This window comes from Neorhizobium sp. LMR1-1-1.1 (assembly GCF_040675795.1).
In the GTDB taxonomy this organism is placed as follows: domain Bacteria; phylum Pseudomonadota; class Alphaproteobacteria; order Rhizobiales; family Rhizobiaceae; genus Neorhizobium; species Neorhizobium cellulosilyticum.
Genome location: NZ_JBEGHE010000036.1, coordinates 117,950 through 142,345 on the forward strand (window position 1 = coordinate 117,950; position 24,396 = coordinate 142,345).

A 24,396-nucleotide genomic window follows, 5' to 3' on the forward strand; every position below is an offset into this window, starting at 1 on the left:
TGCTCAGAGCCGCGCTCGTGTGCTACGCGGCGTCGCCAGAAGCAGGTTCGTTTCGCTGGCCGTGATGCCCTGAACAAGCCTTATGCGACGAAGCACATTGTCGAAATCAGCCAGCGTCGCAGTCCCCAGTTCGACGATCAGATCCCAACGTCCATTGGTGGTGTGTATCTCGGAAACCTCGGGAAAACCGCCCAGCGTCTGGATCACCCGGTCGGCAACACGCCCCTCGATCTCCACCATCATGATGCCGCGCACCGGCAGCTCCACCGCATCGGCCCTGAGGATCACCGTATAACCGAGAACGTCGCGGTTTCGCTCCAGCTTTTCCATGCGTGCCCGCACCGTCGCCCTTGACGTACCGAGGTCGGCCGCCAGATCCGAAATGCTGCGGCGGGCATCGTGACGCAAAAGCGTCACCAGCTTGTGGTCGAATTCATCCATGAACAGATTGATAGATCATGCTGCCGAAATGGAAAGCCATTTTATCGATTTTGGCAAATCGATCTATTCAATCCGCCAGATAACCATGATCATTTTCAGGAAACGGAGTGACACAATGCATTGCAGACTGATAGGTATTCCTCTTCAGGACGGCGCGTCCCAACTTGGCTGCGAAATGGGACCGAGCGCGCTGCGCGTCGCAGATCTTGCGGGCGCGCTCAAAGGTCTCGGCCACGAGGTCACCGATATCGGCAATGTCGTCATTGATGAGCTTCCCGACATCCGCCACCCCAACCCGGCTGTGCGCAACCTGCCGCAGATCGCCGCCTGGACGAAACTCCTGACCGATGTCGCCTATCGTGAAGCGGGCAAAGGCATGCCGATCTTCATGGGCGGCGATCATGCGCTCTCCGCCGGCACTATCGCCGGTGTCGCCCGCCATGCGGCCGATGAGGGCCGCCCGCTCTTCGTCCTCTGGCTCGACGCGCACACGGATTTCCACACGTTGGAATCCACCACCAGCGGCAACCTTCACGGCCTCCCCGCCGCCTATTACACCGGCCAGCCCGGCTTTGAAGGCTACCTGCCACCGCTTTCCCATGCCGTCGACCCGGCCAATCTCTGCATGATCGGCATCCGCAGCGTCGATCCCGCCGAACGTGAAACGATCAAACGCAATGCCGTCACCGTGCACGACATGCGCAGCATCGACGAACACGGCGTCGCCGTTCTCGTCCGGCGCTTCATCGAACAGGTGGAAGCGGCAAACGGCATGCTGCATGTCAGCCTCGACGTCGATTTTCTCGACCCCTCGATTGCGCCCGCTGTCGGCACCACCGTTCCAGGCGGCGCCACTTTTCGCGAGGCGCATCTGGTGATGGAAATGCTGCATGACAGCGGCCTCGTCACCAGCCTCGATCTGGTCGAACTCAACCCCTTCCTCGACGATCGCGGCCGCACCGCCACGCTTCTCGTCGATCTCACCGCCAGCCTGATGGGACGCACCGTCCTCGACCGACCGACAAGGAGTAACTGATGCCGGCCGAACAGAATCTCAACATCGTCCCCTTCATCAGCGTCGAGAACATGATGGATCTCGTGCTGTCCACCGGCACCGAGACGTTCCTGAAGGAGCTCGCCGCCTATGTGGAGGAGGATTTTCGGCGTTGGGAGCTGTTCGACAAGGTCGCCCGCATCGCCTCGCATTCGCGTGACGGCGTGATCGAACTGATGCCGGCAAGTGACGGCACGCTCTACGCCTTCAAATATGTCAACGGCCATCCGAAGAACACGAAAAGCGGCCGCCAGACGGTGACCGCCTTTGGCGTGCTGTCCGATGTCGAGAGCGGTTATCCGCTGCTTCTGTCGGAGATGACGATCCTGACTGCGCTGCGCACCGCCGCCACATCGGCGGTCGCCGCAAAGCACCTCGCGCCCAAGGGCGCAAAAACCATGGCGCTGATCGGCAACGGCGCCCAAAGCGAGTTCCAGGCGCTCGCCTTCCGCTCACTTCTCGGCATCGAAAACCTGCGCCTCTACGATATCGACCCGGCCGCCGCGGAGCGCTGCCGCCGCAACCTTTCGCATCTTGGTCTGAACATCACCGCCTGCCGCTCAGCGGAAGAAGCGGTTGAAGGGGCGCAGATCATCACCACAGCCACCGCCGACAAACAGAATGCAACGATCCTTTCCGACAACATGATCGGCCCCGGCGTGCATATCAACGCCGTCGGCGGCGATTGCCCCGGCAAGACCGAGCTGCACCGGGACATCCTGTTGCGCTCGTCGATCTTCGTCGAATACCCGCCGCAAACCCGCATCGAAGGCGAAATCCAGCAGCTTGCCCCCGATCATCCGGTCACCGAACTCTGGAAGGTCATTACCGGCCAGACGACCGGCCGCGAGAGCGACACGCAGATCACACTCTTCGACAGCGTCGGCTTCGCAACGGAAGACTTTTCCGCCCTCCGTTACGTCTATGACAAGCTGAAGGGCAGCACGCGCTTCGAAAAGCTCGACCTTGTGGCCGACCCGGACGAGCCGCGCGACCTTTTCGGCATGTTGCTGCGCCGGCAGGCGGCTGCGCAGACTTCACCGGAAGCGGCTATCGCCTAACCCCGGCTAGTCGGATTACGGCCCATATCGATCTCCCCCGGACGTCCATCGAGCTGAAGATGCGAAATCTTCGGCTCGGTGTGGGCGATCACCTTGCCGCGACGGATCACGGCAAGCCGCGTCGGCTTCAGCCTCAGCCCTTCCAGCACGTCCTCCGCCTGCAGTATGACGAGGTCGGCATTGCAGCCGATCGACAGGCCGTAGTTCTCCAGCCCCATCGTCTTGGCCGAATTGACGGTCAGCGCGTCAAAAATCTTCTTCTTGTCCTCGACGCCCGACATCTGCGCCACATGGATCGCCATATGTCCGACTTCCAGCATGTCGCCGGAGCCCATCGAGTACCAGGGGTCCATCACGCAGTCATGGCCGAAGGAGACGTTGAGGCCCGCCGCCATCAGCTCGCGCACCCGCGTCATGCCGCGACGCTTCGGATAGGTGTCGTGGCGACCCTGCAGCATGATGTTGATCAGCGGGTTTGGAATGACGTTGATTTCGGCTTCCGCCATCAGTGGAATCAGTTTCGAGACGTAATAATTGTCCATCGAATGCATCGAGGTCAGGTGCGAACCGGCAACCCGGCCCTGCAGGCCGAAACGCACGGTCTCAGCCGAGAGCGTCTCGATATGGCGAGACATGGGATCATCCGTCTCGTCGCAATGCATGTCGACCGGCAGGCCGCGATCGGCGGCGATGCGGCAAAGCGCTTCAACGGAAGCCGCGCCATCCTGCATGGTGCGCTCGAAATGCGGAATGCCGCCGACGATATCGACGCCCATGTCGAGCGCACGTTCCAGCGACTTCACGCCATCGGCAGCACGATAATAACCGTCCTGCGGGAAGGCGACGAGCTGCAGGTCGATATAGGGGGCAACACGCTCCTTCACTTCCAGCATGGCTTCCGCCGTCACCAGCCTCGGATCGGAGGTGTCGACATGGGTGCGGATATGCAGAAGGCCCTGGGAGACTGCGAGATCGCAATAGGCAAGCGCCCGCTCGACCAGCGCTTCCTTCTTCAACAGCGGCCGAAGCTCGCCCCAGAGCGCGATCCCTTCCAGCAGCGTGCCCGATGTGTTCATCCGCGGCAGACCGAGCGACAGCGTGGCGTCCATATGGAAATGCGGATCGACGAAGGAAGTGCTGACAAGCCGGTTCGTCGCATCGATCGTTTCCCGCGCTTCACCTGCAATATTCGCCTCTATCGCAGTAATTTTGCCACCCGAAACGGCGATATCGACGCCCTTTCGGCCATCCGGTAGGTTGGCGTTCTTGATGATGAGATCGAACATGAAAGGCTCCTCGCAATTGAAAACTCAGCGCTCACCGCGGCGATAGGGCTGCATCAGCGCCTGTGGCACACGGGCGCGCCGCGCCATGACGGCAAGCGCTGCAATCGACAGCAGATAGGGGATCATCAGGAAGATCTGGTAGGGCACGACGCCGCTCAGCACCGTCTGCAGCCGAAGTTGGAAGGCATCGAACAGCGCAAACAGGATTGCGCCAAGCAGCGCCCGCTCCGGCTTCCACGAGGCGAAGACGACAAGCGCGATGCAGATCCAGCCGCGCCCCTGCACCATGGTCGGGAAGAAGCTGTTGAAGGCGGAAAGCGTCAGGAACGCACCGCCGACGCCCATCATCGCGCTGCCGAAAATCACCGCCCCATAACGGATCGCCATCGGGTTCAGCCCCTGCGCTTCCGCCGCATGCGGGTTTTCACCCGTCATGCGGATCGTAAGCCCGATAGGCGTGCGGGCAATCAGATAGGCGAGCGCGATCGCAAGCCCAATCGCCAGATAGGTCGGCGCCGTCTGGGTGAAGAATGCCGGACCGAAGAAGGACAGATCGGAAAGAACCGGAATGTCGAGCGGCTGGAACGGCTCGATCGTCGGCGGCGTTCCAGCCACCGGCACCATCAGCCGGAAGACGTAATAGGCAAAGCTCGAGGCAAACAGCGTCACGCCGAGACCAGAGACATGCTGCGACAGGCCGAGCGTCACCGTCAGCACCGAATGCAAAAGCCCGAACATCGCCCCGCCCAGTGCGGCAACCAGCAACCCAACCCACAGATCCGCGCCATTATAGACGGCCAGCCAGCCGAGCATCGCGCCAAACGTCATGATCCCCTCGATGCCGAGGTTCAGCACGCCGGCGCGTTCGGAAATCAGCGCGCCGAGCGTGGCAAGGATCAGCGGCGTGGCGATACGCAGCACGGCGGCCCAGAGGCCGGCAGAGGCGAGGATGTCGAAAAGCGCGCTCATCGGCGTATCCTGTATTGCGTGAAGAACACCGCGACCAGCATGGACAGCAGCGACAGCGACACCGTCACATCGGCAATATAGGTCGGAATGCCCATGCTGCGGCTCATCCCGTCTGCGCCGACGAACATCGTGGCGGTAAACAGCGCCGCCAGCACGACCCCGAGCGGGTTGAGGTTGGCGAGCATGGCAACGACGATGCCGGAATACCCATAACCGGGCGAAAGATCGGTCGTCACATAACCCTTGACGCCGAGAACCTCGATCGTGCCGGCAAGACCCGCCAGACCACCGGAAATCATCGCGACGATCACCAGCGTCCGCCCCAGCGGCACACCGGCGAAAACGGCGCCGGAGGGGTTGAGGCCCGCAGCGCGCGACTGCACGCCGAACACCGTGCGCGTCTGGACGAAATAGATCAGGAAGGCGATCACCACCGCAATGCCGAGGCCGATATGCAGCCGCGAGCGGGCCAGCAGTTTAGGCAGGCGGGCGGCGGCATCCACCGCTTCCGACTGCGGCCAGCCGAATGCCGCCGGGTCTTTCAGCACGCCATCGATCAGCATCGAGACGAACAGAAGTGCGACGAAATTCAAAAGCAGCGTCGTCACCACTTCATCGACGGAAAAGCGCAACCGCAGCCACAACGGCACAAGCAGCAGAACCATGCCGGCAAACGCGCCGACGATGAAAAGCAACGGGATCTGCAGCAGTGACGGCAAGCCGGCAAACAGATGCGCGCTGGCCGCAGCGGCGGCAATCGCTCCGAGATAGAACTGCCCCTCCCCGCCGATATTCCAGAGCCGCGCACGGAAGGCGACGGCAGCGGCAAGTCCGGTCAGGATCAGCGGCGAAGCGCGTGTCAAAGTCTCGGTCGCGGAAAGCCGCGAGCCGAAGGCGCTGGTCAGGATCTTCCAATAGGCCTCGAAAACCGGCGCACCGGCAGCGGCGATCAGCACGCCTGCTATGGCAAGCGCTGCAATCACGGCGAGGATCGGCGTTGATATGACCAGCAGCGTCGAGCGATGTTCGCGCCTCTCAAACCGCATCGGACGCACCTCCCCATTCCCCGGCCATCATCAGCCCGAGCCTTTGTGCATCGACATCCTCGGCATTCACGGAGGGTGACAGCCGCCCGCCGACAATCGCCTGGATCCGGTCGGCCAGCGCCATCACCTCGTCGAGATCCTCGGAAATCAGAAGCACGGCGGTACCTGCCTTGCGCGCCTCAAGAATACGTTCATGCACGGCCGCCACGGCCCCTTCGTCCAGTCCACGCGCCGGCTGCGCCGCAAGCAGGATTTTCGGGTGCTCGATCAGGTTGCGGCCAAGGATCAGCTTCTGCATGTTGCCGCCGGATAAGAGCCGGATACGGCTGGTCGGCGTTCCACCACGCACATCAAAGCCCTCGATGATCCTTGTCGCAAAGGCGATCCCCGCCTTGCGATCGACCAGTCCGGCCTTGGAAAATTCCGGTAGCCTTTCCAGCACCGCATTTTCCCAGATCGCCATCTCGCCGATCGCGCCGTCGCGATTGCGATCCTCTGGAATGCGCCCGATACCGGAGGACACGGCATCCGCCACCGTCAGGTCGCCGACACCCTTGCCGAACAGGACCAGATCGCCGGCGCTGCGGCCGATCGTACCGCTCAAGAGCTGCGCCAGCACCGCCTGCCCGTTACCGGACACACCGATAATGCCGAGCACTTCACCAGCTCTCAGCCGGAAATCGACGGATTTCAGCCGATCCACGCCGCCGGAGCGCACGGTAATACCCGCCGCTTCCAGCACGATCTCGCCCGGCGTCGAAGCCTCGCGCACCGGGCGCGTCACCTTGCGGCCAACCATCAGTTCGGCAAGTTCGGCCTTGCTGGTATCGCCCACCTTGCGCTCGGCGACTTGTCTGCCGCCGCGCAGCACGACGATGCGGTCGGCCGTCGCCATCACCTCGTCCAGCTTGTGGGAAATGAAGATCAGCGACAGCCCCTGCCGCGCCATATCCTTCAAGGTCGAAAACAGCGTCTCGGCTTCGAGCTTGGTCAGAACCGCCGTCGGCTCGTCGAGCACAAGAATGCGCGCATCGTTATAAAGCGCCTTCAAAATTTCGACGCGCTGCTGCTCGCCGACCGAAAGATCGCCGAGCCGCGCATCCGGATCGACCTTCAGCCCGAAACGCTGCGAAATATCGAGAAGCTTTTTACGCCCGGCAGAGACATTGGAACCGAGAGACCAGAGGCTTTCCGTCCCGGTCATGACGTTTTCGAGCACGGTCAGGTTCGGCGCCAGCGAAAAATGCTGGTGCACCATGCCGACACCGGCGCGGATCGCGGCGCGCGGCTTTCCCGGCGGCAGCATCTGCCCCATCACCGAAACGGAACCCGTGTCCGGCACATAATGGCCGAAAAGAATGCTCATCAGCGTCGTCTTGCCGGCGCCGTTTTCGCCGAGCAGCGCAACGATCTCGCCCTTTGCGAGCGACAGCGAAATATCGTCATTGGCAAGATTATCGCCAAAACGCTTGCTGACATTTCTGATGTCGAGAACGGTATCCGTCATCGGTCGAGGCCTGTGATTGGGAAAGGGTGCGACCAGCGTTGTTCGCCCTCAAGCCTTGCGGCAAGGGCCAGAAGCAGCGCCTCCTGCCCCATAGGAGCTATCATCTGCACCGGCAAGGGCAGACCGGCCTTATCCACGCCGAAGGGCAGGGTAATTGCCGGGAAACCGGAGATATTGGCAATCGCCGCAAGCGGGGCGAAAGAACTCATGCGGGCAAAATGCAAGTCGGTATCGCGGTGATCGCTCGGAAAAGACCCGATCGGCCTTGGCGCAGACGCCAGCATCGGCGTCAGCAGCACGTCAAAACGGTCGAACAGCGCATGCAGATCGCGGCTGACATAAACCATCGCCTGCACCAGATCCCAGACCGCAACGCCGCTCATCCGGCCGCCCTCTTCGGCAACCGCCTGCGTCATCGGTTCCCACAGAGCAGCATCGATACCGGGCAGCTTCGCAAGGCTTGCGAGATTGATGGCAATCACATCGCGAAATGCCCTGCCCGATGCTTCAATGACCGCGCGAATATCGCTCCATGCCAGTGAAACGATCTCGTGCCCCTCCGCCTCCGAGACACGGGCAGCATCCGCAACGGCCTCAGCACGAACCGGATCGATCGCAAAATCCGATCCAAGCTCCGTCAGCAGCCCGATTCTAAGCTTCCCGGCCTTGGCCACGGCCTGCTCGACCGGCGGATAAGGCCCGCGCGCAGAGCCTGCGAGCACCGAAAATGCCCGCTCCACATCGCGAACCGAGCGGCAGACGGCAAGTTCGCTGGCAATGCCGCCGAGATGGTTGGTAAACAGCGGCCCCGCCGCCATCGCCCCGCGCCCGGGCTTTAACCCCACCAGACCACAACAGGCGGCCGGAACGCGGATCGACCCACCGGCATCGGTCGCATGCGCAATCGAAACGATGCCGGCCGCGACAGCAGCAGCGGCTCCACCGGAGGACCCGCCGGATGTCAGCGATGGATCAAGCGGATTTTTCGATATCGGGCCGATCAGCGGCTCGCTTGCTAAGGACAGGCCGAATTCCGGTGTCGTTGTAATCCCGAACAGACAGAAACCAGCATCACGATAACGGGCCGCGAGATCGGAATCCGCCTCGCCGCCTTGCCTCGGCAGGGACTTCGATCCAGCGCTGACCGGAAATCCCTTGAACGGCCCGCCAAGATCCTTGGCAAGCGTCGGCACACCGCCGAATGGCCTGAATTTGCGTTGCTCGACAGGCAGCGCATCGAAGGCATCGGCCGAGGCCAGTCCCTGTTCGGTATCGAGATAAAATATGGCGCCGAGCGCCTCGTGTTTTTCGGCTGCGGCAAGCGATCTTTCCATCGCCTGCCGCGCCGTCAGTTGTCCGCAGCCGATCGCTTCGGCAAGTGCTGTCGCGTCGGCATGCATCGGTCCGGCTTACTTCGGCTCGTTCATGTTGCGCGGCACTTCGAACGTACCGGCCTTGATCTCGGCGCGCTTGGCTTCCATCGCAGCCTCGGCATCTGCAGGCGCTACGCCCTTGACGAAGGCGATGTCGCTGCCGCCCTCTTTCAGAAGACCGAAGGGGGTGTAGTCCTTGCCGACCGGCTTGCCGGCCGCAACATCGGCGATGGCCGCATTGAGGATCGGGCGGAAGCCCCAGAGCGCGTTGGCGAATACGGTTTCCGGATAACGCGGCGTGTAGTCGATCAGCGAGCCGACGGCCTTGATGCCGCGTTCCTTCGCGGCATCCGCCGTGCCGATACGTTCGCCGAACAGGATGTCCGCGCCGGCATCGATCTGGGCAAGACCTGCCTCGCGTGCCTTCGGCGGATCGAAGAACGTGCCGATGAACGAGACAAGTACCTTGGCGTTCGGATTGACGGCCTTTACACCTTCGCCAAAAGCGTTGATCAGCATGTTAACTTCCGGGATCGGCATGGCGCCGACGGCGCCGACCGTGTTGCTCTTGGTCATCTTGCCGGCCAGCATGCCGGCGAGATAGGCGCCGTCATGGTTCCAGGTACCGAAGACGCCAAAGTTATCGCCGGCCTGCTTACCGCTGGAGCCGAGAACGAAGGCGGTTTCCGGATATTCGCCAGCCACTTCACGGGCTTCGCTTTCGACAGCATAGGCTTCACCGATGATCAGCTTGTTGCCCTGTTCGGCATATTCGCGCATCGCGCGGCCATAATCGGTGCCCGAAACGCCTTCAGAGAAGACATATTCGATCACGCCTTCCTTGGCGGCTTCCTGCAGGGCTGCATGCAGAACCGAGTTCCAGGCGTTTTCCACCGGCGATCCGTGAATGCCGGCCACTTTCAGCGGAGCAGCACGCGCGATGGAAGGAAGAAAAGCGCTTGCGCCGACGGCGGTAGCCGACGCGATCAGTGCACGGCGGGACAGTTTGAATTCATGCGTCATGGACGGAAATCCCCTCTTTTTGTATGGTCAATTCTGTAGGCAGCGCACAAAACAGTGTCAAGCAAACTGACTGCTCATCAAATGAGCATCCATGACAATCTTCATCGTCGCGCCGAAGGGACGCTTAGTCTCAGCCGGGCATGATTTCCATGCGACCAAGATGGTTCGATCGACCATATCACGGCTTCGTGATCGATATTTTGCGCCCATGGCCGAACAGCCGCAAGCCCCTGTCATTTAAGGTCATCGTCACACATTCAGGCAGCAACGCAAAGGCTTCAACTTAATAGAATTGTGTTTTTTTATGGACATTTACCCCCCTCCTCCCTACCTTTCGAAACGTAGCTGGCCGATCGAAGGTATTGCCGAGAGTAAAACCAGATCGATCCGCCAAACATGTTTTTCGCAGCCTTCTTGATGCGTTTCGTCGCATCGGCTGCAGCTCATATCCGCGGCGGCGATATTGTTTCGCCGCTTTTTGTTGTCTTGATATCCTTAGCGCCGATCAAGCGGGCGCTGCATTCGGGAAATCACAAAAGGAGAATGCCCGCGCTATCGAGCCCGGGCCCAGTATTGAATGGCTTTTGCAACTGAAAATGACGCGTCGGCTGAGCCGGCTTCGACCAAGATCAGTCTCAACAATGTCTACAAGGTTTTCGGCGAGCGGCCTGAAAAGGCCATGGAGATGGTCCGCGCCGGCAAGACAAAATCGGAAATCCACGCCCAGACCGGCTGTTCGGTCGGCGTCAACAATGCCAGTTTCGACATCAAGGCCGGCGAAATCTTTGTCATCATGGGCCTGTCGGGTTCCGGCAAATCCACCCTTCTTCGCCTTCTCAACCGTCTGATAGAGCCGACTGCCGGTTCGATCGAGATCGATGGCCGCGACATCACCAAGATGTCCCGCCGCGAACTGATCGATGTCCGTCGTCGCGATATCAGCATGGTGTTCCAGTCTTTCGCACTGTTGCCCAATCGCACGGTTCTCAACAACGCCGCCTTCGGGCTGGAAGTTGCCGGCGTCGGTGAAGCCGAGCGCAAGGAGAAGGCGCTCGCAGCCCTCAAGGCCGTCGGTCTCGATGGTTACGCCGACAGCATGCCCGACCAGCTTTCCGGCGGCATGAAGCAGCGTGTCGGCCTTGCCCGCGCGCTTGCCAGCGAGCCGACCATCCTTCTGATGGACGAGGCGTTTTCCGCACTCGACCCGCTGATCCGCACGGAGATGCAGGACGAACTCGTTCGCCTCCAGGCCGAGCAGAGCCGCACCATCGTCTTTGTCAGCCACGATCTCGACGAAGCCATGCGCATCGGCGATCGGATCTGCATCATGCAGAACGGCAATGTCATCCAGGTCGGTACGCCGGACGAGATCGTCATGAGCCCGGCTAACGATTATGTCCGATCCTTCTTCCGCAATGTCGATGTAAGCCAGGTCTTCAAGGCCGGCGATGTCGCGCGCAAGACGCAGATCACCATCATCGATCGCCAAGGCACCACGGCTGCTGCGGCGCTGGAGCGGATGAAGCATTATGACCGCGAATATGCGATCATTCTCGGTCGCGACAAGACCTATCACGGTGTCGTCAGCCAGACCTCGCTGATCGAAAAGATGCGGGCCAAGGCGGCCGATCCCTATCGCGGCGCATTCCTGTCCGAGATCGAGCCTATCCCGGCCGACGAGCCCCTGTCGAATGTCCTCGGCAAGGTCGCCGCAAGTCCGTGGCCGGTTCCAGTGGTCGACGAGACCAAGCGCTATCTCGGCTCCATCAGCAAGTCGACGCTGCTCGAAACGCTTGACCGCGCCAGTTGATCGCCAAGCAGGATCCTGAGCCTTTCCCAATAACCGGCCAACCACCGGAGACAGACTTATGAATTTCGATATCGGAGACGGCATCGACGCCGCCGTCAATTACGTTCTGGACAACTTTTCGCCCGTCCTCGACTTCATCGCCAGCCTGATCGGTTTCGTGACCGGCAATATTCAAAACGCTCTTGTCGGCATCCCCTTGCCGATTGGCATAGCTATCTTCGTCCTTCTGTCCCTCTGGAGAGTGGGTCTCGGCTTCGGCATTCTAACGGGCGTTGCCCTTTGGCTCGTCAATCACATGGGCCTGTGGAGCGCGATGATGGAAACCCTGTCGCTGGTCATCGCGTCTACGCTGATGGCCATGCTGATCGGCCTCCCGCTCGGCATCGCCATGGCGCGCAGGGATACGGTCGCAACCATCGTTCGCCCGATCCTTGACCTGATGCAAACCATGCCGGCCTTCGTCTATCTGATCCCGGCTGCGATGTTCTTCGGCCTCGGCGCCGTACCGGGCGCGATCGCCACCGTGATCTTCGCCATGCCGCCCGTCGTGCGCCTCACCAATCTCGGCATCCGCCAGGTGCATGCCGAATTCATCGAGGCCGGCAATGCCTTTGGCTGCACCTCGACACAGCTTCTGTTCAAGGTACAGCTGCCCAACGCCATGCCGTCGATCATGGCCGGCATCAACCAGACGATCATGCTGTCGCTGTCGATGGTCGTGATCGCTTCGATGATCGGTGCCGGCGGCATCGGCAACACGGTCTTGACCGGCATCCAGCGTCTCGACGTCGGCACCGGTTTTGAAGGCGGCCTTGCCGTCGTCATCCTGGCCGTCATCCTCGACCGGCTTACCCAATCCCTCGGAAAGCCCCGCGCCGCCTTCTGGAGCGTGCTTTTCAAAAAGACCGAGCGCGAGCAACTGGCAACGGCGACCGCCTGAGCCGATCCCGCGCCGAACCATGCGGGTGCCGAACCCGCGAATTCAAACTCCCAAGAAGGAGCATGCATGTTCAAGTCATTTTCCAAAACCCGCAGGGCGACACTTACGGCAACGCTCGGACTTGCCGCGGCACTCGTCGGCGGTTCTGTCATGCCGACCATGGCGCAGGACGCCAAGACGGTTAAGCTCGGTTTCGCGCCGTGGTCCGACGCCGAATTCGTCACCAAGCTTGCAGCCAAGCTGATGACCGACAAGCTTGGCCAGAAGGTCGAACTGGTCCAGACCGACGTGGCGCCTCTCTACCAAGGCGTCAGCCGTGGCGATATCGACGCGATGATGATGGCATGGCTGCCGGCAACCCATGCCGACTATTACGACAAGGTGAAGAACCGTGTCGAAACGCTCGGCACAGTGTATGACGGCGCCAAGCTGGGCTGGGTCGTCCCGACCTATATTCCGGAAAGCGAGATCGCCTCGATCGAGGATTTGAAGAAGCCGGACGTGCAGAAAAAGCTCTCCGGTACGATCCAGGGCATCGATCCCGGTGCCGGCCTGACACGCCTTTCGCAGCAGGCCGTGAAGGATTACGCGCTCGACGACTACAAGCTGCAGATTTCCAGTGAAGCCGGAATGCTGACGACGGTCGACCGCGCAATGCGTGGCGAAAAGTGGTTCGTCGCCACGTCCTGGAGCCCCCACTGGATGTTCGGCAAATATAAGCTGCGCTACATCGACGACCCGAAGAAGTCGCTCGGTGAAGCCGAACATGTCGACATTCTCGCCTCGAAGGATTTCAAGACCGAAAACCCGAAGGCCGCAGAATTTCTGTCGCGCATGAAGGTGCCGCTCGATGACCTCGAGGCCGCCATGTTCAACGCCCAGGAAACCTCTTACGACGAGGCCGTGGCGAAGTATATCGAGGACCATCCGGACCAGATCAAGGCCTGGGTCGGCGACGAAGGCTGAATAGCGGCGGCCGCTCGCCTGACGAGCGGCCGCACTTCACCTGTGGGGACACCTGATGAGCAATCGCAAATTCCAGCCCGCCTACGGCATTGACGACACACTGGGGGGCCGTATCTCCCTGGCGCGCGATGCGCGGGATATCTCGGTAGAGGAGGCGGCGCAGACCCTCGGGATTGAACCCGTAACGTGGTCAGATTGGGAAAACGACCGTTCAGAACCGCTCTTCGACCGCCTCGAGATGATGGCGAGCGTTTTGCAGGTGAGCGTCGCTTGGTTGGCGGATGGCCGGGGAACAGGACCGCGCTGGAGTTGATACCCGCGCATCACAGCAAATGCCGGCAGCTTTCCGATTCTACAGCCCCTAGACCGTGTTGCTGCGAAAGCTGGCCAGCAATCTCCTGACCTTGTCACTGCCGTCCTTGCTGAGATCGAACTTCTGGCCGTAAAGCAGCCAGTCCCAGCAAATACCCTTCATCAGCCATTTGAACGTCTTGCTGGCCGAATGCGGCGTCCACGCGGCGGCGAGCCGGTTGTCGTTCGCGGCTCGCTCCAGAATGCTCTCCAGATAGCCCGTATGTTCACGATCGAGCTTGTCCAGCTCGTCCATCACCGGCTGGAATTCTTCCGTGAAATTGGTCCGCAGCAGTATGGAAAGCAGCCGTTGGCGATGCCTGTCCTCGGCCAGCACCTGCAGCCAGTCACATGCCATCTTTTCCACGAGAGACAACGGATCGCGGCCGTCATCGCATGGCGCATCGACATCTGCCATGTTGACACGCGGAAGATCGGCCGCGTTGTAAAGCTCGAGAAACAGATCGCTCTTGCTGTTGAAATGCCAATAGATAGCGCCGCGGGTCACGCCGGCTGCCGTCGCGATTTCATCAAGCGTGCTGGTAGCGACGCCCTTCTCGAAGAAGAGTTTTTCAGCCGCCGCAAGGATCGAGCAGCGCGTCTCGGCGGCCTCTGCCTTGGTTCGTCTCATCCCTCCTCCTTTCCATCATGCCCGAATACTCCACGCTATCGGGCCAAGGTGGTGGTTACCCCCGGAAAGCTGAGCTTCCGGGGGTAACAATCTTAATGTGTCGACGTGCCGTTCTTGGCTTCGTACTTGCCGCCCATCGGTTCTGCGCGGGCGCTCTTGCTGAACAGCCTCATGACAAACATGAAGAAGGCCGGCACGAAGAAGATCGCGAGAACGGTGGCGGAGATCATGCCGCCGAGAACGCCGGTACCGATGGCGTTCTGGCTGGCAGCACTTGCGCCGGTGGCAATCGCCATCGGCACGACGCCGAGGGTAAACGCCATCGACGTCATCAGGATCGGGCGGAAGCGAAGATGCGCCGCTTCCACAGTCGCCTCGTAAGTCGTCTTGCCTTCGGCGCGCAGGTCCTTGGCGAACTCAATGATTAGGATCGCGTTCTTGGCAGACAGACCGACGATCGCGATCAGCCCGACGAGGAAGTAGACGTCGTTGGGCATGTTGCGGATCATCACCGCAGCCACGCAACCGATGACACCAAGCGGAACCACCAGCATGACCGCAATCGGGATCGACCAGCTTTCGTAGAGTGCCGCCAGAAGCAGGAAGACGAACAAGATCGAGAGCCCGATCAGCGCGGGAGCCTGAGAACCCGACTGGATTTCCTGCAGTGACTGGCCGGTCCATTCGTAACCAAAGCCGCTCGGCAACTGCCCGGCGAGGCGCTGCATTTCCGCAATCGCATCACCTGACGAATAACCTGGACCGGCCTGGCCGGCGATACGAACCGACGGATAGCCGTTGTAACCGACGACCTGGGACGGGCCGCGCATCCATTCGACCGTTGCGAAGGATGACATCGGCACCATGCCCCCGCTGGCATTACGTACGTTCAGCTTTAGAAGATCCGCCGTCTGCATACGCTGGTTGCCGTCCGCCTGCACCGTCACACGCTGCATACGGCCCGCGTTCGGGAAATCGTTGACATAGGAAGAGCCAAGATTTGCGGTGATCGTGGAGTTGATGTCTCCGAAGGTCACACCAAACGTGTTGGCCTTTTCGCGATCGATCAGCAGGTTCACCTGAGCCGCATCCGGCATGCCTTCGATACGAAGGCCGGCAAGGATAGGGCTCTTGCGAGCTTCCGCCATCAACTGGTCACGCGCGGCAGCAAGAGCGGCCTGTCCAACGCCCGCACGGTCCTGAAGGCGGAAGGTGAAGCCGGACGAGTTACCAAGACCCTGGATCGGCGGCGGCGACAGCGAAAACGCGATTGCATCGCGAATGCCGAAGATCTTGCCGTTGATCCGCTGGGCCAGCGCATTGGCACTGTCTTCCGGTCCACGCTCGCTCCAGTCCTTCAGCGTAATGAAGGCGAGACCGGCGTTCTGACCCGAACCCGAGAACGAAAAGCCGTTGATGGCGATGATGCGATCGACAGCCTTTTCCGCCATGGCGATCTTCTCGATCTGCGAAATGACGTCGATCGTACGGTCGGTGCTGGCCTCTGCCGGCGCCTGCACGTCGACGATCAGAAAGCCCTGGTCTTCGTTCGGCAGGAACGATGTCGGCAGCTGGATATAGGCCCAGCCGAGACCCGCGACCAGCGCAAGATAGATGATCATGAAGCGGCCTGAGCGCTTGATGATACCGCCGACCGTGCTCGAATAACCGTGAGACGCCTTGTTGAAGCCGCGATTGAAGAGGCCGAAGAAGCCCTTCTTCTCGTGGTGGCCTTCCTTGATCGGCTTGAGGAACGAGCCGCAAAGCGCGGGCGTCAGCGAAAGCGCGAGGAAACCGGAGAACAGGATCGACACGACCATGGTCAGCGAGAACTGCTGGTAGATGATGCCGACGGCGCCCGGGAAGAAGGCCATCGGCACGAACACCGCCGTCAACACCAGCGTGATGCCAATGATGGCGCCGGAAATCTGCCCCATCGCCTTGCGTGTCGCTTCCTTCGGCGACAACTTTTCCTCGGCCATGATGCGTTCGACGTTTTCGACGACGACGATCGCGTCATCGACGAGAATGCCGATCGCCAGAACCATCGCGAACATCGTCAACACGTTGATCGAGAATCCGGACGCATACATGACAGCACAGGTGCCGAGCAGCGCGACAGGCACGACCAAGGCCGGAATGACGGTGTAACGGATGTTCTGCAGGAAGATGAACATGACGACGAAGACGAGAATCATCGCCTCGATCAGCGTATGGATAACCTTCTCGATCGACACCGCCACGAACGGGCTGGTGTCGTAAGGGATCTCATACTGTACGCCGGCGGGGAAATACCCTGACAGTTCCTCCATGACCGCCTTGACGCCTTCCGAGGTCGCAAGCGCGTTACCGGTCGGCGACAGCTGGATACCGATGGCGGCACTCGGCTGACCGTTCAGGCGGCTGGAGAAGTTGTAGCTTTCACCACCAACTTCGACACGGGCAACATCGCGAAGACGCACCGACGAACCATCGGGATTGGCGCGCAGCACGATCGCGCCGAACTGTTCGGGCGAGGTAAGCTGCCCTTGGACATTGACGGTGGCCGAAATCTGCTGGCCGATCGGGTTCGGCGTCGCACCGATGCGGCCGCCGGCAACCTGGGCGTTCTGCGCCGAGATGGCACTGACGATATCCGCGGAGGTCAGGCTGAGGCCGACCATCTTGTCGGGATCCATCCAGATACGCATGGAGCGCTGGGTGGCAAACAGCTGGGCGCTGCCGACGCCGTCGACACGGCGGATTTCACCGATGACGTTACGCTGCAGATAGTCACCAAGGCCGATTGCGTCGGTATTGCCGTCAGTCGAGGTCAGAGAGACGACCATCAGGAACGACGTGCCGGCGCGCTCGACGCGGATACCCTGCGAGGTAACGGCCTGCGGCAGACGCGGCTCGGCGCGTGCGATGCGGTTCTGAACTTCGACCTGCGCTTCACCGATATTGGTACCGGGGGCGAAAGTGACATTGATCGAGATACGGCCGGAGGATTCGGACGTGGATTCGAAATAGATCAGTCCCGGAACACCGTTCAGCTCGTCTTCGATCGGACGCGTGACGCTCTGGTAGATGTTTTCAGGAGACGCACCAGGATAGCTGGTGGAGATGGAGATCTGCGGCGGTGCGACATTCGGATACTGCGCGATCGGCAGCATCGGGATAGCGAGCACGCCCGCCAGCATGATAAAGATCGCGACGACCCACGCAAAGATCGGCCGATCGATGAAGAAACTTGCCATACGATCGGGTCCTTACTTCTGTGCTGCCGGCGCTGCGCCTGCGGCTTCTGCCGCAGGCTTTTCCGGGTTCCAAGGCTGCGGATTGACGGTTGCGCCGGGTGCAGTCTTCTGGAAGCCATCCGCGATGACCTGGTCGCCGGCCTTCAGTCCCTGCGAGATGACCCAGCGATCGCCGAGCGCACGACCGACATTGACGCGGCGCTGTTCGACCTTGTTGCCTTCACCGACGACAAGCACGCTTGCCTGACCACCCGGATCACGCTGAACCGCTTGCTGCGGAACCGCAAAGGCTTCCCTCTCGACACCCTGCTGGATCTGGACGCGCACATACATGCCCGGCAGAAGGTCCCCGTCCGGATTGGGGAATTCGCCACGCAGTGTCACTTGGCCGGTCGTCTCATCGACGGCGGCTTCGGAGAACAGCAGGCGTCCCGTCTGGGCGTAGGGGGTGCCGTCATCGAGAAGCAGCTTTACTTCCGCCTCATTGTCGCCGGTCATCAACTTGCCGTCTTCGAGCGCCTTGCGCAGGCGGATCAGGTCGGCAGCCGGCTGGGTAAAGTCGGCATAGATCGGATCGAGCTGCTGGATGGTCGCAAGATTTTCGGTGCTGTTGGCGCTGACAAGCGCGCCCTCGGTGATCAGCGCACGACCGATGCGGCCGCTGATCGGCGCGGTGACCTGCGAATATTGCAGATTGAGATTTGCCTGTGCGAGGCCGGCCTCGGCAACGGCAACCTCAGCATCGGCCTGCGCCAGCAGGGAGATCGCGTTGTCGAATTCCTGCTGGGAGGCGACATTGGAGCGACGCAGCTGCTGCTGACGATCGGAGGTCTGGCGCGCCTGCAGCTGGGCTGCCTTGGCACGTGCTACGGTAGCCTTGGCGCTATCGACCTGAACCTGAAAAGTGGCCGGATCGATCCGGTAAAGAACATCACCGCGATTGACATGCGAGCCCTGCTCGAAGACCTGCTCGACAACGATGCCGGAGACACGCGGGCGAACTTCGGCAAGCCTTGTCGGAGAGATGCGGCCGGGCAATTCGTTGATGATCGGCAGGGATTCAGCGGCAATCGTCATGACGCCGACCGGGCTGGGCGGCGGCGCCTGCTGGGCCTGCCCCTGCTGCTCCTGCTGGCACCCTGCCAGAAATGCGAGACCAGACAAAAGTGCGAGAGCGCGCAGCGGCGTCTTTTGCATCGGAAAGCTCCAACTGAAGGGGGAGAAAATTTACATACAAACTAATACGTATATAAATTATCGCAAGTTGATTTTGAATATCACAGTGGTTGAGCAAGGGCATATCACTGCATGCCAGAATTGCTCAACCGAGAAGCGTTGCGACAACCCGCAGAAACATGCGTCATTACCGCCCAAGCGATCCGCAAAGCCAAAAATCGACAAATAAAATAATGAAATCAGTATCTTGATCGGTATTATCGAGGGAATACAATCGCCTCGATAGCATTGGATACGGCCGTGCCGCCCGATGCAACAGCCTGCCACCAATCTAACATAGTTTTGATGAGAAGCAGCCACAAATTTGAAAACGGGCAGGGAGATTACTGCGGGTGAGTGCCGTACCGCGCCAGCATGAACATCATTTAATCTTTGCTGCGTTGACAGGCCGGCGGCGAAAAACAATATCGGTACTCATCGGTTTTACAAAGGTTGAGTATCTCGAATGCGTCTCAAGACGGCCCTGCCACTCCTGCTTACCGCGCTTGTCATCATAGGTGTCGGCACCGCCTTTACACTGTCGTCATCGGCCTCCACCCCGGCAGTGCTGACTACGCCCGTGGCGCGCGGCAATGTGGAATCGACGGTTCTCGCAACGGGCACGCTCAAGCCATCACGGCTTGTCGCCGTCGGTTCGCAGGCATCTGGTCGCATTACCTCGCTGAAGGTTGCCGTCGGCGACACGGTGAAGGCGGGCGATCTCATCGCGCTCATTGATTCCACTACGCAGGACAACGCGCTGAAAACCGCCAATGCGGCACTTGCCAATGTTCAGGCGCAGCGCAACGAGCGCGTCGCAGAGCTGGAGAACGCCAACCTCACCCTCGCTCGCCAGCAGGCGATCTACGAGAAACAGGCAGGCTCCCGCGCCGATCTGCAGACCGCCGAAGCCGAAGTGAAGGTCGTCACGGCACAGATAGAGGCGCTCGATGCGCAGATCACAGAGGCCGAGGTTGCCGTCGAGACGGCGCAGGCGGATGTCGGTTATACGCGGATCAGCGCCCCGATGGACGGCACGGTTCTCGCGATCGTCAACCAGGAAGGCCGCACCGTCAACGCCACGCAATCAGCCCCCACCATCGTTGCGCTTGGCGACCTGACCCGCATGACCGTCCGTGCCGAGATTTCGGAAGCCGATATCACCCGCGTCGAAGCCGGGCAGAAGGTGCGCTTCAACGTCATCGGTGACCGGGCGAGATCCTATGATGCAACGCTTGCGGCGATCGAGCCTGCCCCGGAATCGATCGTCGATGACAGCAGCGTCGCCACCTCCAGCACCGGCTCGTCATCCTCCTCGTCCTCATCCTCTTCGGCGATCTATTATATCGGCGTCTTCGACATCCCAAACGAAGACGGCCGTTTCCGCACCTACATGTCTGCGGAGGTCAATATCATCCTCGGTTCGGCAGCAGATGTGCTTACCATCCCATCCTCCGCTCTGCCAGAAACCGCCGCGACGGGCAACGCTCAGGTCCGCGTCGAGAAGGACGGCAAAATAGAGGCCCGCAAGGTCGAGATCGGCCTCAACAACAAGATCACCGCCGAAGTGAAGTCCGGCCTCTCCGAAGGCGAGCGGGTGGTGATCAGCGAAGGCTCCGCCACGCCGTCGGCATCCAGCCGCCGAGGCGGCCCGCCGCCGATGTTCTGATTGGGAGGCAAGCGATGACCGAACCCCTGATTTCGCTTTCCGGCCTTCGCCGCGACTATGCTTCCGGCGATGGCACGATCACCGTCCTGAAAGACGTCGACCTGACGATCGAACGCGGCGAGATGGTCGCGATCATCGGCGCCTCCGGCTCCGGCAAATCGACCCTGATGAACATTCTCGGCCTGCTCGACCGGCCGACCGCCGGCACCTACAAGATTTCCGGCCGCGAAACGTCGGCGCTCGACAATGTCGACCGCTCGGCGCTGAGGCGCGAGCATTTCGGCTTCATCTTCCAGCGCTATCACCTGCTGGATGAGATTTCGGCGCTCACAAACGTCGAGATCCCCGCGGTCTATGCCGGCCGCGACCGCAGCCAGCGGCGTGAACGGGCTGCCGCCCTGCTCGGACGACTCGGCATGGCGGATCGCACCGAGCATCGCCCCGGCCATCTCTCCGGCGGCCAGCAGCAGCGCGTGTCGATTGCCCGCGCGCTGATGAACGATGCCGACGTGATCCTGGCAGACGAGCCAACCGGCGCGCTCGACAAGGCAAGCGGCGAGGAAGTCCTGCGCATCCTGGACGAGTTGCATGCCGAAGGCCGCACGATCATCATCGTCACCCATGATGCGACTGTGGCAGCCCGCGCTGAACGGATCATCGAAATATCCGACGGCCGGATCATTTCCGATACCCGCTCCAGGGAGCTTCCCGCTCCGGTAAAGGAAACAGCGCCGCGAACCGCCGCGCCTGCCAACCGCGTCGGCGCAAGCCTCGACCGTTTTCGCGAAGCCTTCCTGATGGCCTGCAAGGCGCTGAAAGCACATCGCATGCGCTCCTTCCTGACCATGCTCGGCATCATCATCGGCATCGCCTCGGTCATCTCGGTCGTGGCGCTCGGCGCCGGCAGCCAGCAGAAGGTGCTGGCAAACATCAGCAGTCTCGGCACCAACACGCTGGAAGTCTTTCCCGGCAACGGCTTTGGCGACATGCGATCAGGCCGGGTGAAAACCCTTGTGGTCTCCGACGCCAATGCACTGGCGAAACTGCCCTATATCGCCGCCGCGACGCCAACGGTCTCGACCAGCACCACGGCACGTTTCGGCGCAACCGAAGCCAATGCCCTGATCAACGGCGTCGGCAGCAGATATTTCGAGGTCAAGGGGTCGAAACTCGTCGCCGGCCGTTTCTTCGACGATGCCGGCGTGCAGGCCATGGAACAGGATGCGGTCATCGACGAAAACACGGCCAAAACCCTGTTCGGCAGCGACACCACACAGGCAATCGGCCAGGTGTTTCTCGCAGGCAGCGTGCCGTCGCGGGTGATCGGCGTGATCTCGTCGCAGCAGGGCGGTTTCGGCTCCAGCGACAATCTCTCGATCTACCTGCCCTATACCAGCGTGCAGACCCGTTTCACCGGCGACCAGTCGCTGCGCAGTATCACGCTCAGGATCAGCGATGATGCCGACACGAGCGTCGCCGAACAGGCGGTCACCACCTTCCTTACCGGCCGCCACGGCACGAAGGACTTTTTCGTCTTAAATACCGACGACATCCGCCAGACCATCACCAGCACGACACAAACGATGACGCTGCTGATCGGCGCGATCGCGGTCATTTCGCTGATCGTCGGTGGCATCGGTGTGATGAACATCATGCTGGTCTCGGTGTCGGAACGGGTCAGCGAAATCGGCGTGCGCATGGCGGTCGGAGCCAGACGACAGGATATCCTGCAGCAGTTCCTGATTGAGGCCGTGCTCGTCTGCCTGATCGGCGGCGTGCTCGGCGTGGCGCTCGCGCTTCTGTTCGGCGCGACATTCAGCCTGTTCGGTTCGAGCTTCAGCCTTGTGTTCACGACTGCACCCATCGTTCTTGCAGTAGTCTCGTCCTGCCTCATCGGCATCGCCTTCGGCTATCTTCCGGCACGCAACGCGTCGCGACTTGATCCGGTGGCGGCTCTTGCGTGATGCCGGCGAACAGCCGACACTGCGGTTGATGGATAACAACGACACGATGCCCGAAATCAAACGTTCAAGGGGACGCCCGAAAACGCAGAGCGACGACGAGCGCCGCCAGGCGATCGTCGAGGAGGCCCAGCGCACCTTCGTCGAACTCGGCTATCGCGGCACCACGACCGATATCGTGGCGGCGCGATGTCATATCTCCAAGCAAACCCTCTATCGGGTATTCAAAAGCAAGGCGGATCTCTTCCTCGCGGTCGTCGGCTCGCATCGCCGGATGATGCTCGCTCTGCCGCGCCCCGAAGATGAAGACAGGCCCGTCGACGAAGTTTTAGCAGATATCTTCATGATCGACATCGATGAGGCAGCGGAACGGGAACGCGAAGCCTTCATCTCCTTCGTCATACGGGAATCGCAGCAGGTTCCCGAACTGGTCGATATTTTGCACCGAGAGGGTGTCGACCGATCACGAAAGCTTCTCGCGGAATGGCTCGATCTTCAGGTGGCCCGCAAGACGCTTGCGATCGACAACACGTTGAGCGGCGCGCGAATGCTGATGGATCTCCTGTTCGGCGGCATGGCCGGGCCGGGTAGCCGCGACTGGAAAGACCGGGCGGATCGGAACCGCCATCTGCGGCGCTGCATCGGCGTCTTTGTCCGGGGAAACCAGCCTCACTGAAGGTGCGCGCCGACATTCAGCAAAAAGTTGCATTGACCGTGGTCAATTCGCCATGGCGCGATAAGTCTATCGTCACGGGAACATTTGCAATTGCCTGGGGGCAGTGATGACGAAATCCGCAAGGGGATGGGTCTGGGGCGTAATCGCCGTCGTGTTGGTTGCTATCGGCTATTACGCTTGGACGGTTTTCCGCGGCGACAGTCTTCCCGCAGGCTTTACCTCCAGCAACGGCCGCATCGAAGCGGTGGAAATCGACATCTCCACCAAGACCGCCGGCCGGCTGAAGGAGTTGTTGGTTCGCGAAGGCGATTTCGTCAAGGCGGGCCAGATTCTGGCCAAGATGGATACCGCCCAGCTGGAAGCCAGCAAGCGTCAGGCGCAAGCGCAGCTTCGCCGCGCAGAAATTTCCGTCGATACCGCCCACAGCCTCGTCGCCCAGCGCGAGGCCGAACGCAAATCGGCCCTCGCGGTGATCGAGCAACGCAAGGCACAGCTCGACTCGGCGCAAAAGACCAACGCCCGCTCGCGGCAACTGCTCGCCAACAATACCGTTTCGCAGCAGGTGGTCGATGACAGCGAGGCGGCCGAACAGGCGGCCCGTGCCACGCTCGCCTCCGCGGAAGCTTCGCTTGCGGCATCCGATGCGGCAATCAACGCCGCTAAGGCGCAGGTTGTCGATGCAGAGGCTTCGGTCGATGCAGCCAAGGCCCAGATCGACAGCGTCGATACCGATATCGCTGATAGCACGCTGACATCACCGCGCGACGGCCGGGTCCAGTACCGCGTCGCCCAACCGGGAGAGGTTTTGTCCGCCGGCGGCCGCGTTCTCAATCTCGTGGATCTCGGCGATGTCTACATGACCTTCTTCCTGCCCACCGAGCAGGCCGGCCAGACCCCGATCGGCTCCGACGTCCGCCTCGTCCTCGACGCGGCGCCCCAATACACGATCCCGGCAAAAGTCTCTTTCGTTGCCGATGTCGCGCAGTTCACGCCGAAAACGGTTGAAACTGAGGAAGAGCGCCAGAAACTGACATTCCGCGTGCGCGCCCAGATCCCGCAGGAACTGCTCCAGAAATATATCCAGTACGTCAAGACCGGCCTGCCCGGCATGGCCTATGTCCGGCTGGATCCTGAGGCCGAATGGCCGGAAAATCTCGAACGCAACCTCGTGAAGTGAC

General features: G+C 61.0%; 20 protein-coding genes. 10 read left to right on the forward strand and 10 right to left on the reverse strand.

From position 1 onward, the window contains the following. Window positions 1-3: 3 nt before the first annotated feature. Window positions 4-441: an Lrp/AsnC family transcriptional regulator gene (locus MRBLMR1_RS20975; RefSeq protein WP_148145094.1), complete on the reverse strand. Its 438-nt coding sequence runs from the start codon at window positions 439-441 to the stop codon at window positions 4-6. 115 nt (window positions 442-556) lie between these two features. Here MRBLMR1_RS20975 and rocF point away from each other — a divergent pair, with 115 nt between their 5' ends. Then, window positions 557-1,477 (forward strand): arginase, encoded by a 921-nt coding sequence (rocF, locus tag MRBLMR1_RS20980; RefSeq protein ID WP_148145095.1) that lies wholly within the window; start codon window positions 557-559, stop codon window positions 1,475-1,477. Then, window positions 1,477-2,556, forward strand: coding sequence for an ornithine cyclodeaminase (ocd, locus tag MRBLMR1_RS20985; protein WP_148145096.1), 1,080 nt, complete (start codon window positions 1,477-1,479; stop codon window positions 2,554-2,556). Before rocF ends, ocd begins: the two co-directional genes overlap by 1 nt. On the opposite strand, the gene MRBLMR1_RS20990 is transcribed toward ocd, so the two are convergent. Genes MRBLMR1_RS20990 through MRBLMR1_RS21015 form a run of 6 tightly spaced genes read right to left on the reverse strand, consistent with a single transcriptional unit; the run spans window position 2,553 to window position 9,760 of the window. Next, window positions 2,553-3,842, reverse strand: coding sequence for an amidohydrolase family protein (locus MRBLMR1_RS20990; RefSeq protein ID WP_183685717.1), 1,290 nt, complete (start codon window positions 3,840-3,842; stop codon window positions 2,553-2,555). The genes ocd and MRBLMR1_RS20990 overlap by 4 nt on opposite strands. A 24-nt stretch (window positions 3,843-3,866) precedes the next feature. Next, on the reverse strand, window positions 3,867-4,811 hold the full coding sequence (locus MRBLMR1_RS20995; protein ID WP_148145098.1) for an ABC transporter permease: 945 nt from the start codon (window positions 4,809-4,811) through the stop codon (window positions 3,867-3,869). Then, a complete protein-coding gene (locus MRBLMR1_RS21000) occupies window positions 4,808-5,857 on the reverse strand; it encodes an ABC transporter permease (protein WP_148145099.1) in 1,050 nt (349 codons plus the stop codon). The genes MRBLMR1_RS20995 and MRBLMR1_RS21000 overlap by 4 nt, the downstream gene beginning before the upstream one ends. Next, window positions 5,847-7,364, reverse strand: coding sequence for an ABC transporter ATP-binding protein (locus MRBLMR1_RS21005; protein ID WP_148145100.1), 1,518 nt, complete (start codon window positions 7,362-7,364; stop codon window positions 5,847-5,849). The genes MRBLMR1_RS21000 and MRBLMR1_RS21005 overlap by 11 nt, the downstream gene beginning before the upstream one ends. Then, on the reverse strand, window positions 7,361-8,764 hold the full coding sequence (locus tag MRBLMR1_RS21010; protein ID WP_500066040.1) for an amidase: 1,404 nt from the start codon (window positions 8,762-8,764) through the stop codon (window positions 7,361-7,363). The genes MRBLMR1_RS21005 and MRBLMR1_RS21010 overlap by 4 nt, the downstream gene beginning before the upstream one ends. Window positions 8,765-8,773: 9 nt before the next feature. Next, the gene (locus MRBLMR1_RS21015) at window positions 8,774-9,760 is read right to left on the reverse strand and encodes a BMP family protein (protein WP_148145102.1); all 987 of its coding nucleotides are present in this window, start codon (window positions 9,758-9,760) and stop codon (window positions 8,774-8,776) included. Between the two features lie 577 nt (window positions 9,761-10,337). Between MRBLMR1_RS21015 and proV the strand changes: the two genes are divergently transcribed. From proV to MRBLMR1_RS21035, 4 genes are all read left to right on the forward strand, one after another. Next, window positions 10,338-11,570, forward strand: coding sequence for a glycine betaine/L-proline ABC transporter ATP-binding protein ProV (gene proV / locus MRBLMR1_RS21020; RefSeq protein WP_183685713.1), 1,233 nt, complete (start codon window positions 10,338-10,340; stop codon window positions 11,568-11,570). A 58-nt stretch (window positions 11,571-11,628) separates the two neighbouring features. Then, window positions 11,629-12,510, forward strand: a complete 882-nt coding sequence (locus tag MRBLMR1_RS21025) for an ABC transporter permease (RefSeq protein ID WP_148145103.1) — start codon at window positions 11,629-11,631, stop codon at window positions 12,508-12,510. Between the two features lie 66 nt (window positions 12,511-12,576). Next, complete coding sequence (locus MRBLMR1_RS21030) at window positions 12,577-13,476, forward strand: glycine betaine ABC transporter substrate-binding protein (RefSeq protein ID WP_404945600.1); 900 nt, start codon at window positions 12,577-12,579, stop codon at window positions 13,474-13,476. A gap of 55 nt (window positions 13,477-13,531) precedes the next feature. After that, entirely contained in the window at window positions 13,532-13,789 is a 258-nt protein-coding gene (locus MRBLMR1_RS21035) for a helix-turn-helix domain-containing protein (protein ID WP_148145104.1), read from the forward strand. A 48-nt stretch (window positions 13,790-13,837) separates the two neighbouring features. On the opposite strand, the gene MRBLMR1_RS21040 is transcribed toward MRBLMR1_RS21035, so the two are convergent. The 3 genes from MRBLMR1_RS21040 to MRBLMR1_RS21050 all read right to left on the reverse strand — a co-directional run bounded on the left by MRBLMR1_RS21040 (window position 13,838) and on the right by MRBLMR1_RS21050 (window position 18,894). Next, entirely contained in the window at window positions 13,838-14,458 is a 621-nt protein-coding gene (locus tag MRBLMR1_RS21040; protein ID WP_148145105.1) for a TetR family transcriptional regulator, read from the reverse strand. A 92-nt stretch (window positions 14,459-14,550) separates the two neighbouring features. Continuing rightward, window positions 14,551-17,697 (reverse strand): multidrug efflux RND transporter permease subunit, encoded by a 3,147-nt coding sequence (locus MRBLMR1_RS21045; protein WP_183685711.1) that lies wholly within the window; start codon window positions 17,695-17,697, stop codon window positions 14,551-14,553. Window positions 17,698-17,709: 12 nt separating this feature from the next. Further along, a complete protein-coding gene (locus MRBLMR1_RS21050; RefSeq protein ID WP_148145107.1) occupies window positions 17,710-18,894 on the reverse strand; it encodes an efflux RND transporter periplasmic adaptor subunit in 1,185 nt (394 codons plus the stop codon). A gap of 484 nt (window positions 18,895-19,378) precedes the next feature. On the opposite strand from MRBLMR1_RS21050, the gene MRBLMR1_RS21055 reads away from it, so the two are divergent. From MRBLMR1_RS21055 to MRBLMR1_RS21070, 4 genes are all read left to right on the forward strand, one after another. After that, window positions 19,379-20,581 carry an efflux RND transporter periplasmic adaptor subunit gene (locus MRBLMR1_RS21055; RefSeq protein WP_183685709.1) on the forward strand — a complete coding sequence of 401 codons (1,203 nt, stop codon included), beginning with the start codon at window positions 19,379-19,381 and terminating at the stop codon, window positions 20,579-20,581. A 14-nt stretch (window positions 20,582-20,595) separates the two neighbouring features. Further along, window positions 20,596-22,545: a MacB family efflux pump subunit gene (locus tag MRBLMR1_RS21060; protein WP_500066045.1), complete on the forward strand. Its 1,950-nt coding sequence runs from the start codon at window positions 20,596-20,598 to the stop codon at window positions 22,543-22,545. Between the two features lie 28 nt (window positions 22,546-22,573). Continuing rightward, window positions 22,574-23,218: a TetR/AcrR family transcriptional regulator gene (locus tag MRBLMR1_RS21065; protein ID WP_183685825.1), complete on the forward strand. Its 645-nt coding sequence runs from the start codon at window positions 22,574-22,576 to the stop codon at window positions 23,216-23,218. Window positions 23,219-23,324: 106 nt separating this feature from the next. Beyond that, entirely contained in the window at window positions 23,325-24,395 is a 1,071-nt protein-coding gene (locus tag MRBLMR1_RS21070) for an HlyD family secretion protein (RefSeq protein ID WP_500066047.1), read from the forward strand. The last annotated feature ends 1 nt before the right edge of the window (window position 24,396 follow it).

Excerpts from the sequence above, each read along its gene's own strand:
- MRBLMR1_RS20975 (WP_148145094.1), bottom strand. The coding sequence starts at position 441 with ATGGATGAATTCGACCACAAGCTGGTGACGCTTTTGCGTCACGATGCC.
- rocF (WP_148145095.1), top strand. The coding sequence starts at position 557 with ATGCATTGCAGACTGATAGGTATTCCTCTTCAGGACGGCGCGTCCCAA.
- ocd (WP_148145096.1), top strand. The coding sequence starts at position 1,477 with ATGCCGGCCGAACAGAATCTCAACATCGTCCCCTTCATCAGCGTCGAG.
- MRBLMR1_RS20990 (WP_183685717.1), bottom strand. The coding sequence starts at position 3,842 with ATGTTCGATCTCATCATCAAGAACGCCAACCTACCGGATGGCCGAAAG.
- MRBLMR1_RS20995 (WP_148145098.1), bottom strand. The coding sequence starts at position 4,811 with ATGAGCGCGCTTTTCGACATCCTCGCCTCTGCCGGCCTCTGGGCCGCC.
- MRBLMR1_RS21000 (WP_148145099.1), bottom strand. The coding sequence starts at position 5,857 with ATGCGGTTTGAGAGGCGCGAACATCGCTCGACGCTGCTGGTCATATCA.
- MRBLMR1_RS21005 (WP_148145100.1), bottom strand. The coding sequence starts at position 7,364 with ATGACGGATACCGTTCTCGACATCAGAAATGTCAGCAAGCGTTTTGGC.
- MRBLMR1_RS21010 (WP_500066040.1), bottom strand. The coding sequence starts at position 8,764 with ATGCATGCCGACGCGACAGCACTTGCCGAAGCGATCGGCTGCGGACAA.
- MRBLMR1_RS21015 (WP_148145102.1), bottom strand. The coding sequence starts at position 9,760 with ATGACGCATGAATTCAAACTGTCCCGCCGTGCACTGATCGCGTCGGCT.
- proV (WP_183685713.1), top strand. The coding sequence starts at position 10,338 with ATGGCTTTTGCAACTGAAAATGACGCGTCGGCTGAGCCGGCTTCGACC.
- MRBLMR1_RS21025 (WP_148145103.1), top strand. The coding sequence starts at position 11,629 with ATGAATTTCGATATCGGAGACGGCATCGACGCCGCCGTCAATTACGTT.
- MRBLMR1_RS21030 (WP_404945600.1), top strand. The coding sequence starts at position 12,577 with ATGTTCAAGTCATTTTCCAAAACCCGCAGGGCGACACTTACGGCAACG.
- MRBLMR1_RS21035 (WP_148145104.1), top strand. The coding sequence starts at position 13,532 with ATGAGCAATCGCAAATTCCAGCCCGCCTACGGCATTGACGACACACTG.
- MRBLMR1_RS21040 (WP_148145105.1), bottom strand. The coding sequence starts at position 14,458 with ATGAGACGAACCAAGGCAGAGGCCGCCGAGACGCGCTGCTCGATCCTT.
- MRBLMR1_RS21045 (WP_183685711.1), bottom strand. The coding sequence starts at position 17,697 with ATGGCAAGTTTCTTCATCGATCGGCCGATCTTTGCGTGGGTCGTCGCG.
- MRBLMR1_RS21050 (WP_148145107.1), bottom strand. The coding sequence starts at position 18,894 with ATGCAAAAGACGCCGCTGCGCGCTCTCGCACTTTTGTCTGGTCTCGCA.
- MRBLMR1_RS21055 (WP_183685709.1), top strand. The coding sequence starts at position 19,379 with ATGCGTCTCAAGACGGCCCTGCCACTCCTGCTTACCGCGCTTGTCATC.
- MRBLMR1_RS21060 (WP_500066045.1), top strand. The coding sequence starts at position 20,596 with ATGACCGAACCCCTGATTTCGCTTTCCGGCCTTCGCCGCGACTATGCT.
- MRBLMR1_RS21065 (WP_183685825.1), top strand. The coding sequence starts at position 22,574 with ATGGATAACAACGACACGATGCCCGAAATCAAACGTTCAAGGGGACGC.
- MRBLMR1_RS21070 (WP_500066047.1), top strand. The coding sequence starts at position 23,325 with ATGACGAAATCCGCAAGGGGATGGGTCTGGGGCGTAATCGCCGTCGTG.